Here is a 16791-nt window from a genome sequence, read left to right as displayed (position 1 = left end):
CGCCTCGCCGACCGGCGACCCCACGGGGAGCACGCGATGCCCAGCGATCCCACGCCACCCGAAGAGCCCGCGCCCGACGAGAACGCCCCCGCGCCCGACCCGTCCGCCCCCGATTCGGACGTCTACGAACTCGAGCCCCATCCGCACCCCGCCGGACCGCAAAAGGACAGCCTCCTCGAGGGCTTCGACGAAGACGCCGACTTCGAACGCGACCCGGAAGTCGACGCCGCCCTCGGCCGACCCCGCGCGAAGAAGAAGCCCCGTCCCGCCGCGGGGCCCGTCGGCGCCCGCGTTAGCGGCGGCGTGCCGCACGACGACGAAGACGACGACCACCCGTCCGGCGGCGCGCTCGTGCTCCCCTCAAAACTCGACCCCGAGATCGTCGTCGGCGCCGCCATCGCGGTGCTCGTCGTCGCCGCGGCGGTGGGGGCCGCCACCGCCGACGCCGCGCGTCTCGCGGCCGGTGTGTCCGTCGTCTACTTCGCCATGCTCGGCTTCGGCGTCGGGGTGGGCGCCATCCGACTCGCGGCCCACTTCCAGGGCGTCATCGTCGGCTCGTGGTCGCGTGCCATCGCCGCCATCGCCGGCTCCGTCGCGGCGTTCCAGTTGGTCAACGCGCTGACGCTTCCGGCGCTCGGCGCCTGGGGCCGGCTGCTGCTCATCCCCGCCGCGGCGTGCGCCTACATCCTCACCCTGCACGCGCTGCTGCGTCTCCCGCGCGAGCGACTCACGCTCGTCGCGGGCCTGCACGCGCTCGGGGCGATCGCCGCCTGGACCGCGCTGGTCGCGTACGACTGGATCGCCGACGCCGGCGCCGGGGCCGCCCGGTGAACGCCCCCGCTCGCGCGCGGGCCGCGTTCGAACGCGCCTTCGCCCGCCCGCCCGAGGTCATCGGCTCCGCGCCGGGCCGCGTAAACCTCATCGGCGAGCACATCGACTACTGCGGCGGGCCCGTCCTCCCGATCGCGATCGACGCGCGCTGCGCCGCGTGCGTCGGGCCGCCGGGCGAACCCGGCTTCCTGCGCGTGCTGGCCGCAGATTCGGGCGAGATGCTCCGCGTGCCCGCAGATCTCTCGCCCGAGAGCCTGGCCCTCGCCGCTCCGGCCTGGCGCCCGTACGTCCTGGGCACGCTCGCCGAACTCCACGCCGAGGTCCGCGGCATCGCTCCCGAAGGCCCCGATGCGAACCACGCCTGCGACATCGCCTTCGCGGGCGATGTGCCCCTGGGCGCGGGCCTCTCGAGTTCCGCCGCTCTCGAAGTGAGCGTCGCCACCGCGTGCGCCGCGTGCCGCCGCCTCTCCATCGAGCCCGTGCGCCTCGCGCTCCTCTGCCAGCGCGCCGAGCACCGCTACGCGGGCGTGCCCTGCGGCATCATGGACCAGGCAGCCTCCGTGTTCGGACGAGCCGGGCACGCCATGCGCATCGCCTGCGACCGCGTGCAGATGGGCGACGCGTCCGCCATCTCGTACGTGCCCGCGCCAGACCCCGCGTCGTGCGCGCTGCTCGTCGTGAACACCGGAGTGCGCCACGCCCTCGCCGACGGCGCGTACGCCGATCGCCGCGCCGCGTGCGAGACCGCCGCCCGCGCGCTGGGCGTGCGCGTGCTCTGCGACGCCCCATCGGGCCCGCAGACAGACGCCGCAATCCTCGCCATGCCCGACACCATCCGCCGCGCCGCACGGCACGTCCTGAGCGAGCGCGACCGCGTGGACGGGTTCATCCGCGCGCTCGCGGCCCGCGACTGGCCCGCGCTCGGCGCGATCATGCTCGCCTCGCACGCGTCGCTGCGCGACGACTACCGCGTCTCGTGCGACGAACTCGACGCCGTGGTCGACGCCGCACGCGAGCACCCGGGGGTCTACGGCGCTCGCCTCACCGGCGCGGGCTTCGGCGGGAGCGCCGTCGTGCTCGCCCGCCGCGACGCGGCCGACAACGCGCGGGCGCACATCGCCTCGCGCTTCGCCGCGCGGTTCGGGCGCGCGTGCACCGTCACCGAGGTCCGTGCGTCCGACGGTGCGCGGGCGAGCGCCCCGCCGAACGCCGGCTAGTGCCCGCCCGTGCTCGGCTCGGGGGCGTCGGCGCCGGCGTGCATCCACTTCTTCAGCAGCGGCGAGAGCGCCAGCACGATCAGCGCCGAGACGCACGCCGCGATGCCGATCTGCCCGAACACCGAGCCGTACACGCCCACCGTCTCCTGCGGCGGGGGCAGGGCGCCAGAGCCATCCTCCCCGTGCGAGACCCCCGTCAGCGAGGCGATGGCGCCGGCCAGGTAGTTCGAGAACGCCGTCGCCAGGAACCACCCGCCCATCACCGTGCTCACCATCCTCGCCGGCGACAGGCGCGTCACCATCGACAGCCCCACCGGCGACAGACACAACTCGCCCGTGGTGTGCAGCACATACCCCAGCGCCAGGAACATCATCGAGGTCATCCCTCGATCGGACGCGTTCGACGCCCCGTACCAGAACGCGATGAACCCCAGGCCGAGCTGCGCCAGCCCGAGCGCGAACTTCACCGCCGTGTTGGGCTCCAACTTCAATCGTCCCATCAGCCCCCACAGCGCCGAGAAGATCAGCCCGAAGATCATGATGCCGACAGGGTTCACCGCCTGGAAGATCGACGCCTTGACCTCCTGGCCTCCGTACTGCTTGCCCACGTGCTCGGGCAGCACCTGCCATGACACCGTCGGTCGCTCGCCCCGCAGGAACGCGTCCTCGTTCTCCTTCCGATACGCCTCCACCAGCCCGTCGATTTCCGTCAGCACCACCGTGCTTCCGTCGGGACGCTTGAGCCCCACCAGCGCCTGGTTCGCCGGCACCTCGACCGTCGTGCCGACCTGCCCCGGCGTGAACGTCTCGGCGTCCACGACGCGGTTCACGTTGCGGTCCGTGAAGTTGTTCACGCTGCTGCCCGCCTGCTCGAAGAACGCCCAGAACAGCATCGAGAAGAACATCAGGATCAGGACGACGAACAGCCGCTCTCGCTCGATCTTCGGCGAGCGCAACGCCTCGAACAAGATCATCCCCAGCGCCAGAATCCCGAACCCGGACAGCGCATACCCCGCCAGCGTGTTGCGGCTCACCAGGAACGCCAGGATCGGCACCGCGACGATCACCCCCGCGTACACCAGCAACTGGGCGAACCCGAAGGAAAGTCGCGGCGCGCTTCCCGCGGCAGGGGCCGGCAAACGCCCCACATGCTTGGGCAGCCCGCCCTTGCCCAGCGCCGCCGTCGCGGCACCCGCCGCCACCAGCAACGCCAGCCCCACGGGCGAGTAGATCGCCAGCATGAGCGGATCGTTCCATTGCACCACGACCATGCTGCCCGCGGTGGCCAGCGCTCCGACCACGATCAGCCCCTGCGTCACCACCGTCGGCGCCACAAAGATCGCCACGCCGATGAGCATGCCGATGGTCGCGAGCCCGAACCCGTAGTGCCAGCCGTACGTCTCGCCGACGTACCCGCACAGCAGCGGCGCAAGCGCCGCGCCGAGGTTGATGCCGATGTAGAAAATCGTGAAGCCCGCGTCGCGCTTCCCGCTGCCCTTGGGATAGAGCTGGCCCACCATCGTCGAGATGTTCGGCTTGAAGAACCCGTTGCCGCAGATCAAGAGCGCCAGCGCCACGAAGAAGGCGTACTCGTTCTCCACCGCCATCAGCAGGTGCCCCGCCGCCATCAGCAGCCCGCCCAGCACCACCGCCTTGCGCGCTCCGAGCAGTTTGTCGGCGAGCAGCCCGCCGATGAAGGGCGTCGCGTACACGAGCGCCGTGTACGCCCCGTACACCGAGTACGCCTCCGTGTCGCCGTAGCCCAAGAACCCCTTGATCATGTAGAACACGAGCAGCGCCCGCATGCCGTAGTACGAGAACCGCTCCCACATCTCCGCGAAGAAGAGCGTGAACAGACCCGTGGGATGCCCGAACATCTCCGGACCCGAGCCGGGGGCGGGCTGGGAAGCGGCTGGCGAAGTAGCGGCGGCGCTCATGCGAGGGGTGCTCCGATGATGGCGGTTGCGAACCTCAAGCCGTCGAGCATACAGAGAGCGCCCGCACAACGCGAGGGGTTCACGTTTCGCCCGCGCCGCCCAACCGCCGGGCTACCCGCCCCCGACCGGCCCGCCGTGCCGCCGGACCCCCGCCGCCCACACGCCCTCGATCCACCGGTCGTCCCACGCGTACAGCAGGTACGACAGCGGGTCGGGCGCATCGCGCCACCCCGCGTCCGGGCGGCACACCACCACGTCCGCATCGCCCCCGGCCCGCAGTTGCCCGCACCCCTCCAGGCCCAGCACCGCCGCGTTCCCCGCGGTGATCTGCCACCACGCCTCCGCCGGCGTCGGCACGCGCGGCCCGTCAGAGGGCCGCCGCGATTGCCCGTCCGCCACCGCCTCCGCCGCCTCGATCATCGCCCGCCCCACACGCACCATCGACCGTTCCGGCCCGCCCGCCACGTCGCTCCCCAAGCACACGCCCACCCCCGCCTCCAGCGCCCGCGCCCGGCCAAACGTCCCCGCCCGCAAGAACCGGTTCGCCGTCGGGCAGTGCGCGATGCTCGCCCCGCGCCCCGCGATGAGGCGGCGTTCATCGTCGCTCAGGTGGATCCCGTGCGCCAGCAGCGTTCGCCCCCCCAGCAGGCCCGCCCGGTCGTACACGCTCGCGTAGTCCGGCGCGTCGTGCAACTCCCGCACCGCCTCGCATTCCTCGATCGTCTCGCTCACGTGCGTCTGCACCAGCCAGCCCGTCGCCTTTGCCAGCCGCCCGGCGCCCGCGAGCAACTCCGGCGAGCACGACAGCGCAAAGCGTGGCGTCACCGCAGGCGACACGCGCCCGCGCGCCCGCATCCCCGCCGCTTCGCGCAGCGCTCGCTCCGCCGGCACGAGCAACTCCGCCGGCCCGCCGCGATCCATCAGCACCTGCCCCACGTGCCCCGCCATCCCCAACTCCGCGAGCACGTGCAACGCCGCCGTTGCCCCCGGCGCGTGGCTCGTCGCGTACGCCGCCACCGCCGTCGTTCCGAACGACAGCAGGCTCCGCGCCGCCCGCTCGGCCTGCGCGGCCGCCTCCCGCTCGTCCGCCCACGACGCCTCGGCCGGGAACACCATCCGCGCCAGCCATTCGAGCAGCGGCATGCCGGTCGCGCCGATCACCCCGAACTGCGCCAGGTGCACGTGCGCGTCCACGAACCCCGGCGCGATGAAGTAGTCGCCGCCGCCCACGTCGGCCCGCGGCCCGCCCTCTCCCACGATCACCTGCTCGATCACCCCGCCCCGCACGACGACCCGCCCGAACGCGAGCGAGACGGGCGCACGCGGGCCGTCGCCCACAGGCAGCAGCAGTTGGCCCTCGAAGACGACGTCGCTCGCGGTGGGGGAGGAATGCATGCCCGCCGGTATAGTTACCCCGCGAGCCGACGCACGCCCATCCGCCTCTTCCCGCGGCGCGCCCGCACGACCCGACGAGATTTCCCGGCTTTCTTCGGATGCGTCCTCCTCGGCGGCGTCTGTTCCTCGACGGGGCGGAACTTCCCGCCCTGCCCCGCACCCCACGCAGGAGCACGACGATGTCGCACCGACCGATCCGTTCGCTGGCCCTCGCACTGCTGCTCGGCTCCGCCGGGCTCGCCTCGGCCCAGCCCGCCGCACCACAGCCGCCCGACGCCCGCGGCGCCCTCTCCCCGGCCATCCCCGCCGACCCGACCAACGCGGCCCTCGTCTACTGGCGCATCTGGGCGACCGAGCCGGCCGACCTCGCCGACAAGGTCCGCGAGGCGTACTCCTCCGGCACGCCCGTCGATCCCGCGAGCGACCTGGCGCGCACCCTCCGCGAGAACTCCAACGTCGTCGAGTCCCTGCTCTCCGCCTCGCGCCTGCCCGAGTGCGACTTCGGTGTGCAGTACACCTCCGGCCTGCTCGCCGTCGTCCCGCACCTCTCGAAGATCCGCGCCTCCGCCCGCCTGCTGGGCGCCGACGCCTCGCTCGCCACCGCCGAAGGCCGCACCGACGCCGCCGTCGAGCGCACCGCCGGTGTCTACCGCGTGGCGCTGCACGTCTCGCGCGAGCCCGTGCTCATCTCGTCGCTGGTGAGCGCCGCCGTGACCGGCGTCGGACACGCCGAGGTCGCCGCCCTCGCCAAGTCCGGGCGGCTCACCGCCGCGCAGGCCCGGACCATCCTCGCCGAACTCGACCGCTACGACCAGCGCGACCCCTTCGGCATCCGCCGCGCTCTCGCCACCGAGGGCGAGGTCCTCGCCGACTCGTTCCGCCGCGTCGCGACAGGCCCCGACGCCGGCGAGGCCCTCGTGGACACGCTGACGCGCGTGGGCGTCGACGCGGGCGGCGCACCCAACCTCGAGGTGCTCCGCGTGCTCGACGCGGTCGGCGCCAACCGCGAGATCGCCCGCACCCGCTCCTACTACGCCGACATCCTCCAGGCCTTCGACGCCCCCGACGCCGAAGCACGCATCGCCGACCTCGAGGCCCGATCCCAGGCCCTGGAGTACGGCCCGCTCGCCCCGGTCATCGGCGCCTCCGCCTCGCGCCTCCTCCAGGCCGACCGCAAGAACCGCGCCGAACTCGACGCCACCCGCGCGATCCTCCGCGACGTGAAGTAACCATGCCGCACGATCGCGACACCCTGCTCCGCACGGCCCGGGGAGATCCCGCCGCCGCCCGGACGCTCTGGGCCTCACACGCCCCGGTCGTCCGGGCGTTCGCGCGCGCCGTGCTCGGGGCCGCCGATCGCGACGCCACCTGCGACGACGTCGTGCAGAACACCTTCTGCCGCGTGCTCGAAACCCCGGAGCGCACGCTCGCGAGCGTCGAGAACGTCCGCGCCTGGCTGCTGGGCGTCGCGCGCCATCTCGCCCTCACCCACGCCCGCTCCGCCGCACGCGAGCGACGCCGCCGCCGGGCCGCGCCCGCGCCGGGCACGCACGCATCCCCGGACCAGTCCGCCGACATCGCCCGGGCGGTGGAAGCACTCCCCCGACGCCTGCGCGAGCCGGTCGTGCTCCGCCACGTCGCGGGCCTCTCGTTCGACCAGATCGCCCTCTCGCTCGACATCCCCCGCACGACCGCGTTCTCGCGGTACCAACTCGCCCTCGACACCCTCCGCGGCACGGTGGCCGCCCCGCCCCGCCCCGCACGCGCGAACAATGCACTGGAGGTCCGCCATGCCTGACCCGCGCGCCACCGACTTCGAATCGCGCCTCGACGACTGGGGGCGCTCCGCCGCGAACGACCAGCCCGCCGGCGATCCCGCCTTCACCGCGTTCGCCCGGCGCGTCACGCACCGGCGCTGGAAGACCCGTCTGCCCGCCATCGGCGCCGGCGCCGCCCTCGCGCTCACCGCCGCCATCTCCATCGCCCTGCTCACGCGTCCACCCGAGCCGCTGCACCTGCGGCCCCGGGTCATCACCCTCGCCCCGCCCGCAGACGCGCCCCGCCCAGTGCCGCCGGTGCGCGTGGCACGTGTCCCGACGCGCGACGCAAGCGTCCGCTGGACGCCCTCGAACCTCCGCGTCGGCACGCTGCGTTCGCCCGAGGCCGTCCGCGACTGGTTCGCCAGCCGCTGACGGCGGGCAATCATCCTTGCGCCTTACCCGAGCCACGCCGCCGCCAGCCGTCCGGCAAGCCGCGCGTTGTCCCTGACCAGCGCCACGTTCGCCTCGAGCGTCCGCCCGCCCGACACCTCGTGCAGCCCCGCGAGCACTCGGGGCGTCACGTCGCGCCCGCTCGCGCCCCCGGCCCGATTCATCGCCTCCGCGAGCCACGCGCGCCACTCATCCGGCAGGATCTCGGCCTCTGTCGGCACCGGGTTCGCCACCAGCACGCCCCGCCCGGTCCGCGCCAGTTCGCACCGCAGGAACCGGGCCAGGTCCGCCTCGTCGTCGAACCGCGCATCCACCCGCGCCCCGCTCTCGCGCTGATAGAACGCCGGGAACCGGTCCGTGCGGAAGCCCACCACGCACACGCCCAGCGCCTCGAGCAACTCGCGCGTCCCCTCGACGTCCAGCAGCCCCTTCACCCCGCTCGACACCACCGCCACCGGAAACCGCGTGAACGCGCCCAGGTCCGCGCTGATGTCGATCGAGCCGTCCCCGCGGTGCAGCCCGCCCAGCCCGCCGGTCGCGAACACGCGCAGCCCCGCCGCCGCGGCGATCTCCATCGTCGCGCTCACCGTCGTCGCGCCGTGCCCGCCCCGGTGCATCACCACGCCCAGGTTCGACGCGTTCACCTTCGGCACGTCGCCCGCGTCCAGCAGCGTCCGAAGCTCCGCCTCCGTCAGCCCCGCCACCGCCCGCCCGCCCAGCACGCCGACGATCGCCGGCTCGCCCCCGCCCGCGCGAACCACCTCGCCCAACTCGCGCGCCAGCCCGAGCGCCCGCTCCCGCGGCACGCCGTGCAGCAGCAGCGTCGTCTCCAGTGCCACCCCGCGTGGGCCCGCCCGTCGAAGTACGTTCATGGCCCAGTCTACCCGGCGTGCGCCGCCGAACGAGTCAACCCGCGCCGCCGTCGCGCAACAAAAAACCCGCCCTCGCGGCGGGTATGGATCGTGCACACTGTCCGACGCCCCGATCGGGCTCGGCCGCGATCGTCAGACCATCGACTTCAGGCCCTTGAGCGGGCGGATGCGGATGGCCGTGCTCGCCGGCTTGGCCTTGAACGTCTTCTCCGTCTTGGTGAACGGGTCGATCCCGCGACGCTCCGGCTGCGAGGGCTTGAACACGCTCTTCACCCGCATCAGCCCGGGCACCACGAACATCTTCGGCTTGTCCTTGCCCGGCTTGGCGAGGTCAACCGCCATGATCTTGCCCAGCACGTCGAAGACGTTCGCCACGTCCTTGCGCTTCAGGCCCGCGTGCTCCGCGAGCAGGTTGAACAGCTCACCCTTCTTGCGAGGCTTCGCGCTCGCCACGATCTTCGTGGGCTTGGGCGCCGGCTTCGGTGCGGCCTTGGGTGCGCTCTTCGCGGCAACTTTCTTCGCCATCTGGGATCCTCCCGGTGCGGAGCCTTCGCTCGCACGCCTCTGCGGAATCGGCGTGTATTCGCCGGACGAAGGCGTTCTTGTAGCACCTCCCGATGAGGCGTGCAAGGGGCCCCCGCGTTCAATCCGCCTGATTTCGTGCGTTTTTTCGGCTGTTTCCACCGCGAGCCTGCACACATTCACAAAGTCGCGCGCGTTTCTCACGCAGAAAACAGCCCGTTGCCACGCTCACCGCCCGCCGCGCAGCGCCCCCGCAGCGTCACGATCAGCGGGCTGTGATCCGACAATCCCTCTGTCCGGCACGCGTGCGCGAACCGCGCGTCGATCACCGCATCCCACAGCGGCGCAGTCACATACGCCGCGTCCAACCGCCCCGCGCCCCACGCGCCCGCCCACGACACCTCCCGCGCGCCCGGGTGCAGATGCCGCCACGCGTCACGCATCCCCAGCGTCAAAAACTGCCCCAGCAGCGCCTCACCCTTGAAAAACAGCCCGTCCTGCCCGCGTCGCCCCGCGTTCATGTCGCCCAGCACCATCACCCGCCGGTCGCACGCGGTCCGCGCCAGGTCGATCAGGTGCCCCCAGAACGCCGCCTTGCGCGCCCACGTCGTGTCGTCCGGCGCGTGCACACCCACGATCGTCATGTCCAACGCCGGGCACCACGCCTCCAGCCACCGCCCTTGGAACCCCGCCGGCGACGCCGCCGCGCCCCCCAGAGGCCAGCGGCTCGCCAGCAGCACCCCGTTCCCCTCCACGCCCCCCGACACCACCTGGTGCTCCAGCCCCGCGTCCGCCAGCACCCCGCGAATCTGCGACCCCCGCGTCACGCGGAACTCCGTCACCACCAGCACGTCCGCGCCCATCTCCCGCAGCGCCAGCGCGATCGGCGCCGTCCGCGCCGCCCCGCCCCCGTGCAGGATGTTCCACGCCACAAACCTCGTCGTTCCCTCGCCCATCGCGCGAGCGTAGACGTGTGGTACCCTCCACACCGCGGCACGGAGATCTTGCCATGGGCGACAACAAGGACGTCCGCACCAAACTCGAAGGCCAGTTCAAGGCCTACCACGAGCACCTGACCAAACGCGACAAGTATCCCAACGCGCAGGACAAAGCCTTCGCCCAGAAGACCATGGACAACGTCCTCAAACAGATCCGCGACCTGAATAAGAAACTGCCCAGCCCCATGGCCTGCACGATCTGCAAGAAAGTGCACTGAGCCCGCCGCGCGACAGACGCGCACCGGCGGCCGTCGACCTGCTCAACGTCTGGGCGAAAGTGAAGTGCCGAGGGGCGGACTCGAACCGCCGACCTCCGGGTTATGAATCCGATTTTCTCGCATGGCCGAGCCACGCCGTAAACGCTTGATTCGTCAGAGTATACCGCACTATCGCACGGATCGCAAGCCGGGATAATCCGGTCAAGTCATGCCCGGTTCTGGACGCGCCAAAGGGGGTCGAGAATCCGAATCCGGTCAATACCGGATTGCGCACAGCGCTTCGGGTGTCCGATGAGAGTGGCATGGGATTCGCGGACCTGCCCGCATAGTGCCCGACGTCGGGACGTCCTAGGGTTCCTTCCCGCCGAAGAGCGGATGAGCCGGAGAGTTTGCCGTGAAGAGTCTGGTCGGTCTAGGCGCGTATGGGATTCCCGAGGCTTGTCGCTTCGCGAGGGTCAACGTGCGCACCGCGAATCGCTGGATGGGGGGCGGAGGGCAGGATCGCCGCGATCGACTGTTCAAGCCCGACCTTCCACCCGTCGATCGCCGCTACGCCCTCTCCTTCCTCGACCTCGTCGATCTCCTTGTGGTGGGCAGGTTCCGGGATGAGGGCGTCTCACTCCAAACGATCCGCCGCGTCTACGGACGGTTGCGGGACTCGCTCGGCACACCACACCCGTTTAGTCATCGACGCCTTTTCACCGACGGGCGGACGATCTTCATGGAGACGGTGGACCTCGTCGAGGGGGATTCGCACCTGCAAGAGGTGTTGAGCGGACAACGGGCGATGCCCGAGATCTTGAAGCCGTACTTGAAGCAAATCGAGTACGCTCCCGACACGCAAACCGCTGCACGCTGGCACATCGCGAATGGAGTCGTCATCGACCCCGCGCGTTCCTTCGGGAAGCCCGTCATCGCTTCCGAAGGGACTACTACGTTCGTCCTCGCCCGGTCGTACTTCGCCAACGGTGAGGACGCCGACCTTGTTGCCGACTTGTTCGACGTATCGCCCGAAGCGGTCAGGCAGGCTGTTGCGTTCGAGGGCGAGTTTGCTCCCTGTGCTGCGTGATGGACTTCTTCATCGACCGCAACGTGCCCGAAAAACTGGCCCGAATGCTTGGGCACTACGACCGCGCGCACAACGTCGTCTATCACGATGATCTCTTTGAGAAGACGACTCCCGATACCGAATGGCTAGAGGCGATTGCGAAGCGCGCGCCGGTTCCCGTTGTTGTCTCGGGAGATGGGCGAATCCTCCGCAACCAAGCGGAACTTCAAGTTCTTCGCGGCATCCCGATCACGTTCTTCCTGTTTGCGGGAGGCTGGTTCGATCTCAAGTGGGAAGAGTTTGCATGGAAGGCGATCAAAGTTTGGCCCGAGGTCGTGAAGGCAGCAAGTCCGCCACGCCCGAGCGTCTACAAGATCCCTGTTACCGCATCGAAGGTTGAGTTCGAGGCGCACACCCGCGATCTCGGAAGTGCGAAGCGCAAGTAGATCTCGCTTTTCCGAACATACCACGCCGCCCCCGGACACTGAATCGACTCGACGTACACCGCCCGCGCGTGGACCTCGCGGACGAGCACGCGATCGTCGGACCCTATCGGTAATGCCGAGGGGCGGACTCGAACCGCCGACCTCCGGGTTATGAATCCAGCGCTCTAAACCAGCTGAGCTACCTCGGCGTTGCGGCGTATTCTACGCACGAGCGCCCCCGGGTCGATCCCACAGGCCGCTCGATCCGCCGGGTCCATCCGCCCCGCGCACGCCCTCCTAAACCCGACCGCCCGCCCCGAAAGGAAGCCCCATGGCCATCCGCCGGACGTGTCTCTTCTCCCTTCTCGCCGCGCTCGGCGGCCCGGCGATCGCAGCCCCACACGCCGCCCCCTGCGTCCAAGACGAGGTCGTCCTCACCTCCGGCGAGCGCCTCCGCGGCACGATCCGCGCCGTCTCCGATTCCTCCCTCACGCTCGACCACGCCGTGCTCGGCACGCTCACCATCCCGCGCGACGGCGTGGAGTCCTTCCGACGCGACAACGAGCCGCCCGCCGCTGACGCGTCCGCGCCGCCGGTCGATCCCTCCGCGCCGGCCGCCGTCCCGACCGACGTCCCGCCCCCCGGCGCCGACATGCCGCCCGACGAGCCCGACGCGCTCCCGCAGCCCACCTCCTGGCTCCGCGGCTGGAAAGGCGCCGTCAACCTCGGCGCCAACGGCTCCGAAGGCAACAGCGACAACCTCTCGCTCCGCGGCGTCGTCACCGCCAAGCGCACCACCGAGCGCCTCGAAACCACCGGCTCCATCGGCTACGTCTACGCCGCCGACGCCGGCACCACCAGCACCAGCCGGGGCGAGGCCTTCATCCGCAACGACTGGAACATCCCCGACTCGCGCTGGGGCTACTTCGCGCAGGCCAAGGCCGAGTACGACGAGTTCCAGGACTGGGACTGGCGTCTCTCGACCTCCGCCGGCCCGAGCTACCAACTCGTCAAGACCGACTCGACCTCGCTCCGCCTGCGCGCGGGTGCCGGCGCCGCCTACGAGATCGGCGGCGACGACGAAGGCCTGGAACCCGAGCTGCTCGCCGGCGCCGACTTCGAGCACAAGTTCACCGAGCGCACCCGCTTCTTCGCGTCCGCCGAGTTTTTCCCCAGCCTGAGCGACTGGCCGCAGCACCGGGCCAATGCATCCGCCGGGCTCGAAGTGCTCCTGGACCCCGACAGCAAGACCAACCTCAAAGTCGGCGTCACCGACCGCTACTCGAGCGACCCGGGCGCGAACACCCGGCGCAACGACGTCGACTTCTTCGTCACGCTCGGCTGGGAGTTCTGAGCCCAGGGCGTGCACACCCTGCCGCGGCGCAGTATCCTCCGGCCCTCCCAGAGGAGCACACCCGATGAGCATCGTCAAAGAGTTCCGTGACTTCGCCGTGCGTGGCAATGTCTTCGACATGGCCGTCGGCGTCATCATCGGCGGCGCCTTCGGCAAGCTCGCCGGGTCGTTCGTCTCCGACATCATGATGCCGCCCATCGGCATGGCCGCCGGCAAGGTCGACTTCAGCGATCAGAAGCTCATCCTTCAGGAAGCGGCGCCCGAGGTCAAGGACGCCGGCGGCGTCGTCACCCAGGCCGCCATCGCCGAAGTCGCCATCACCTACGGCAAGTTCATCTCGGTGTGCATCGACTTCTTCCTCATGGCCCTCGCCGTCTTCATCCTCGTGAAGATCGTCAACAAGCTCAAGGGCCCCGTCCCCGCGCCGCCCCCGCCCGGCCCCACGCCCGATCAGAAGCTCCTCACCGAGATCCGCGACCTGCTCGCGCGCCAGCAGTAGGCTCCTGCTGCGCGCCGCGATGCCTTCTGCCGTGGCGTCGCGGCTCTGCGTTCACCGGTCTCTCGTGCCCGCTCCCCAGTCCCGCTGCCTCACAGCCTCCGAATGTCGCTCGTCGACACCCGCAGGCGCAGCAGCCCCGCGCGCTCTTCAACCTCGCCCGTCACCTCGACCGGGTCCGCGATGAACGGGTACGCCGCTTCGTCCAGCGCCCCGCCGTCCGCGCCCTCGAGCAGGTAGAACGTCATCGCGCCCGATTCATCGCGCGTCACCAGCGACGGCGGGATCCCGCCCGTCACGCACAAGATCGCGCACTCCTTGTGCGTCTTGCCCGTGCCGGGCTTCATCGCGCCCAGGTAGCACTTGGAGTCCACGATCTCCCCGCGCAGCGTCATGCGCCCCAGCCGCCGCGCCTCGGGCGCCGGCGCCGGCGCGCCGCCCGCCGGGCTGATCGCCCCCTCGCCCGGCTCGAGTTCGATCATGAACCGCTCGTCGCGATGCAGCAGCCACCCGGAAATCGTCACCCGCTGCCCGTCGAACGGCGCCGCACGCTGCCCCCCGGAGAACTTCCCGACTTCCACGATCAGCAGCGTTCCCGGCTTCCCATCGCCCCGGTCCTCCGCCTCGAGCATCGGGTAGGGCGTCGCGCGCAGCGTGCCCTCAAACGTCCGCAGCCGCCCGTCGTCCCACACCGCCCCGCCGGGGTCCGGCTGCGTCCACGCCAGCGCCAGCGCCATGAACCCCAGCGCCCCCAGCACCAGCGGCACAACCACCTTCAAGAACCGCTTCTGCCCGGGCGGCACCGGCAGATAGCCCACGTAGATCTCGTCCGGCCCCGCCGCCGCACGCGTCTCGTCCGTCGAACTAGGCATGCTCGCCCCCCGCGCCCGACGCCTGCGCTCCATCCGACGCCCGCGCTCCATCCGACGCGCCACCCGACGATGCCCGGCCCGATCGTTCCACGTCGTTCACCCGCGCCGGCTCCACCGGCGTCCCCGGCGCATTCGCCTTGGGGTTCACCAGCACCCGGTCCCGCACGATCCGCACCTGGTACGTCGCGACCTTCTCCACGAACGGTGGGGGGGCGCACCCGTCCTGCGGGCGATACTGCCACCCATGCCACGGGCACGTGATGCACCCGTCGATCACCTTCCCCTCGCCCAGCGGCCCGCCCTGGTGCGCGCACAGGTTCGTCACCGCGCTCACGCCCCCCGCATGCCGGAACACCGCGATCCGCTCGCCCCCCGCCGCGCACACCGTCCGCGCGCGACCCTCGGGGATCGTCGACGCCGGGCCCGCGTCGATCCATCCGTCCTCCGCGCTCGGCGCGTTCGCGCTGTCGTGCGATACCTCGCGCCGTCCCGCCGCCAGGTGAAGCCCCGTCACCAGGCCGACCCCCGCGAGCACGACCGCCGTGGCGCCCCACCCGCGATCGGCCTGCAGCGCGCCCAGCGCGACATGCCCGACGAGCAGCGCGTACGCCCCGTAGACGAGCATGTGCAGGCGCTTCCACGCAGAGGCCGACAGGCTCTTCAGCCAGAAGTCGTGGCTCGTCGCCGCCAGCAGGAACATGATCGTCAGCGCCGCCAGCCCGAGCGTCTGGTACGGGAACGTCCGCAGCGAGCCGAACCCGGTGTTGATCGACAGCAGCGACACCAGCGGGTTCAGCACGCCGAACCCGTGGTAGTAGCCGATCGCCACCACGCCATGCACCAGCGAGATCAGGAACGTCATCACGCCCAGGTGTCGCCGGTTGTACAGCACCGGCAGGAACCGGCGGTGCAGCCGCGCCAGCGGCCCAATGCACAGGATCAGCGTCAGCAGCCCGAACCCGCACGACCCCAGCGCCCGCATGACCAGCACCTCGTCGCTGATCGAGTGCGCACCCGTCCAGATCACCTTGCCCACGCCCACGAACGCCGCGATGTACGCCACCGCGCCCGCCGCCATCACCGCGTCGTACACCCGCTTGTGCGGGCTCCACTGCACCCACGTATAACCGACGCTCACGGGGCCCCCTCCGCCGCCCGCTGCGCGCCCGACGCATCCAGCGCCGCCTCCGCCCGCGCCCGCGACACCACCGCCGCCACCAGCAGCACGATCGCCGCCGGCCCGAGCACCAGCCACGCCCGCAAGTGCCACCGCCGATGCGACCGCGTCATGCGTGCGATCCCCCGCCCGACGCGCCGCGCGGCGCCCAAACCCACTTCCGCAGCATCACGGGCCACAACGCCGCCACGCCCGGGAAGATGAGCGCCCGGAACAGCACCCCCGACCCCGCGGCCCCCGCATCCACACGCTGCACGCCGCGCACCACGAACGCCAGCGCGAACACCACGCCCACGCCCGCGTACGCCGCCGCCACCAGCACCACGATCTCCGCCACCTGCCGTGCCATGCACATCCCCACGCGGCCACCGCGGCCTGTGCCGCCGGCGCCCCGCTTGGATGCTACTGGACCCGAGAACGTCACACCACTACCCGCACACGCCCTACCCGGGGCAAACCCCGCGGCGTCGGCGCGCGCACTTCGCGTCATGTCCGTGTCCAGCACCCCGCTCGGCGTCTCGCCTCGGAGCCCCGCTACGGGGTCCCTCTTCAGGGCCTGAGTACCGGGTCTGCCGCGATTGGAATTCGCGCCGCACGCCCGCGGCGAAGCCGCGTCGTCCGCTTCGCCCGCGCACTGCAAGCGGAGAGGGGGGGAGTCGATGGGCGCGGTCTCTCCTTCGAGCCGCCAATCGTGCATTATTGCCTAAACCACTGCAAAAACAGGCCTTCGGAGAAGCGGTTCGAATAGCCATCTCTTGGATCGGCGCGATTCGGAGCTGCTGTTCTGGGGACACTTTTGGGGACAGTTTTGAGTGCGTAATCGAACGATATCGCGGGCCCGAGGACGGGCAGGAAACTGAACAATCGGAGAACCGCCCCAGCAAGACCTAGTCGCTTGTGGCGTAGAGCATTTGCACACGGTCACGCAGGGGGGATCGGTGTGTTGCGCGCCTCCGCGAGGCGGTAGCCCACCCCAGGCTCGGTGACGATGAACCGCGGCTGTGCGGGATCGACCTCCAGCTTCTTGCGAAGCTCTCCCGCGTACACACGGAGGTACTGCACGTCGCTGGCGTGCTGGGGACCCCAGACCTCCTTGAGGATCATCTGGTGGGTGAGCACCTTGCCCGCGTGCTTGACCAGGAACGCCAGGAGCTTGAACTCCATCGGCGTCAGGCGGACCTCGCGACGTCCGGGGCTTTCGCGGTCGGTGGCCTGATCG

20 protein-coding genes and 2 tRNA genes are annotated in these 16791 nt (G+C 71.0%); 10 read left to right on the top strand and 12 right to left on the bottom strand.

The genetic code is table 11. The features are described 5' to 3' along the window. Positions 1–36 precede the first annotated feature (36 nt). Complete coding sequence (locus SFY69_10665) at positions 37–831, top strand: hypothetical protein (protein ID MDX2132499.1); 795 nt, start codon at positions 37–39, stop codon at positions 829–831. Then, a complete protein-coding gene (gene galK, locus SFY69_10660; protein MDX2132498.1) occupies positions 828–2048 on the top strand; it encodes a galactokinase in 1221 nt (406 codons plus the stop codon). The genes SFY69_10665 and galK overlap by 4 nt, the downstream gene beginning before the upstream one ends. On the opposite strand, the gene SFY69_10655 is transcribed toward galK, so the two are convergent. Together SFY69_10655 and SFY69_10650 are read right to left on the bottom strand one after the other, a co-directional pair. After that, positions 2045–3985, bottom strand: coding sequence for an oligopeptide:H+ symporter (locus SFY69_10655; protein MDX2132497.1), 1941 nt, complete (start codon positions 3983–3985; stop codon positions 2045–2047). The two genes, galK and SFY69_10655, sit on opposite strands and share 4 nt — an antisense overlap. A gap of 111 nt (positions 3986–4096) precedes the next feature. Continuing rightward, positions 4097–5380, bottom strand: a complete 1284-nt coding sequence (locus SFY69_10650) for an amidohydrolase family protein (protein MDX2132496.1) — start codon at positions 5378–5380, stop codon at positions 4097–4099. A 179-nt stretch (positions 5381–5559) separates the two neighbouring features. On the opposite strand from SFY69_10650, the gene SFY69_10645 reads away from it, so the two are divergent. From SFY69_10645 to SFY69_10635, 3 genes are read left to right on the top strand one after another with little or no spacing between them, the layout of a single operon-like run. Further along, positions 5560–6609 carry a hypothetical protein gene (locus SFY69_10645; protein MDX2132495.1) on the top strand — a complete coding sequence of 350 codons (1050 nt, stop codon included), beginning with the start codon at positions 5560–5562 and terminating at the stop codon, positions 6607–6609. 2 nt (positions 6610–6611) lie between these two features. Beyond that, positions 6612–7178, top strand: coding sequence for an RNA polymerase sigma factor (locus tag SFY69_10640; GenBank protein ID MDX2132494.1), 567 nt, complete (start codon positions 6612–6614; stop codon positions 7176–7178). Next, on the top strand, positions 7171–7572 hold the full coding sequence (locus SFY69_10635) for a hypothetical protein (protein ID MDX2132493.1): 402 nt from the start codon (positions 7171–7173) through the stop codon (positions 7570–7572). Before SFY69_10640 ends, SFY69_10635 begins: the two co-directional genes overlap by 8 nt. A 23-nt stretch (positions 7573–7595) precedes the next feature. Here the strand turns inward: SFY69_10635 and SFY69_10630 are convergent, their stop codons facing one another. From SFY69_10630 to SFY69_10620, 3 genes are all read right to left on the bottom strand, one after another. Next, entirely contained in the window at positions 7596–8462 is an 867-nt protein-coding gene (locus SFY69_10630; protein ID MDX2132492.1) for a pseudouridine-5'-phosphate glycosidase, read from the bottom strand. 132 nt (positions 8463–8594) lie between these two features. After that, positions 8595–8987: an HU family DNA-binding protein gene (locus SFY69_10625; protein MDX2132491.1), complete on the bottom strand. Its 393-nt coding sequence runs from the start codon at positions 8985–8987 to the stop codon at positions 8595–8597. Between the two features lie 197 nt (positions 8988–9184). After that, positions 9185–9940 (bottom strand): endonuclease/exonuclease/phosphatase family protein, encoded by a 756-nt coding sequence (locus tag SFY69_10620; GenBank protein MDX2132490.1) that lies wholly within the window; start codon positions 9938–9940, stop codon positions 9185–9187. 53 nt (positions 9941–9993) lie between these two features. On the opposite strand from SFY69_10620, the gene SFY69_10615 reads away from it, so the two are divergent. Further along, the gene (locus SFY69_10615; GenBank protein ID MDX2132489.1) at positions 9994–10200 is read left to right on the top strand and encodes a hypothetical protein; all 207 of its coding nucleotides are present in this window, start codon (positions 9994–9996) and stop codon (positions 10198–10200) included. A gap of 65 nt (positions 10201–10265) precedes the next feature. Here the strand turns inward: SFY69_10615 and SFY69_10610 are convergent. Beyond that, positions 10266–10326, bottom strand: a tRNA-Ser gene (locus tag SFY69_10610). Positions 10327–10594: 268 nt separating this feature from the next. Between SFY69_10610 and SFY69_10605 the strand changes: the two genes are divergently transcribed. Both SFY69_10605 and SFY69_10600 read left to right on the top strand, forming a co-directional pair. Next, positions 10595–11269, top strand: a complete 675-nt coding sequence (locus SFY69_10605; GenBank protein ID MDX2132488.1) for a DUF433 domain-containing protein — start codon at positions 10595–10597, stop codon at positions 11267–11269. Beyond that, positions 11269–11694 (top strand): hypothetical protein, encoded by a 426-nt coding sequence (locus SFY69_10600; GenBank protein ID MDX2132487.1) that lies wholly within the window; start codon positions 11269–11271, stop codon positions 11692–11694. The genes SFY69_10605 and SFY69_10600 overlap by 1 nt, the downstream gene beginning before the upstream one ends. A gap of 113 nt (positions 11695–11807) precedes the next feature. On the opposite strand, the gene SFY69_10595 is transcribed toward SFY69_10600, so the two are convergent. Continuing rightward, a tRNA-Met gene (locus tag SFY69_10595) sits at positions 11808–11882 on the bottom strand. Between the two features lie 122 nt (positions 11883–12004). On the opposite strand from SFY69_10595, the gene SFY69_10590 reads away from it, so the two are divergent. Both SFY69_10590 and mscL read left to right on the top strand, forming a co-directional pair. Next, entirely contained in the window at positions 12005–13027 is a 1023-nt protein-coding gene (locus SFY69_10590; protein MDX2132486.1) for a DUF481 domain-containing protein, read from the top strand. A 64-nt stretch (positions 13028–13091) separates the two neighbouring features. Beyond that, on the top strand, positions 13092–13526 hold the full coding sequence (gene mscL / locus SFY69_10585) for a large-conductance mechanosensitive channel protein MscL (GenBank protein ID MDX2132485.1): 435 nt from the start codon (positions 13092–13094) through the stop codon (positions 13524–13526). An 89-nt stretch (positions 13527–13615) separates the two neighbouring features. On the opposite strand, the gene SFY69_10580 is transcribed toward mscL, so the two are convergent. From SFY69_10580 to SFY69_10560, 5 genes are all read right to left on the bottom strand, one after another. Beyond that, entirely contained in the window at positions 13616–14395 is a 780-nt protein-coding gene (locus SFY69_10580) for a hypothetical protein (GenBank protein MDX2132484.1), read from the bottom strand. Beyond that, positions 14388–15533, bottom strand: coding sequence for a ferric reductase-like transmembrane domain-containing protein (locus SFY69_10575; protein MDX2132483.1), 1146 nt, complete (start codon positions 15531–15533; stop codon positions 14388–14390). Before SFY69_10575 ends, SFY69_10580 begins: the two co-directional genes overlap by 8 nt. Beyond that, positions 15530–15685, bottom strand: coding sequence for a hypothetical protein (locus SFY69_10570; GenBank protein ID MDX2132482.1), 156 nt, complete (start codon positions 15683–15685; stop codon positions 15530–15532). The genes SFY69_10575 and SFY69_10570 overlap by 4 nt, the downstream gene beginning before the upstream one ends. Beyond that, positions 15682–15921: a hypothetical protein gene (locus SFY69_10565; GenBank protein ID MDX2132481.1), complete on the bottom strand. Its 240-nt coding sequence runs from the start codon at positions 15919–15921 to the stop codon at positions 15682–15684. Before SFY69_10565 ends, SFY69_10570 begins: the two co-directional genes overlap by 4 nt. A gap of 572 nt (positions 15922–16493) precedes the next feature. Continuing rightward, positions 16494–16791: helix-turn-helix domain-containing protein (locus SFY69_10560; protein MDX2132480.1), on the bottom strand; the 298-nt coding region annotated here is incomplete at its 5' end.

The organism is Planctomycetota bacterium, from assembly GCA_033763975.1.
Lineage (GTDB): Bacteria > Planctomycetota > Phycisphaerae > Phycisphaerales > UBA1924 > RI-211.
Note: the sequence above shows the minus strand (reverse complement) of the source record. Positions and strands in the feature narration are given on the sequence as shown.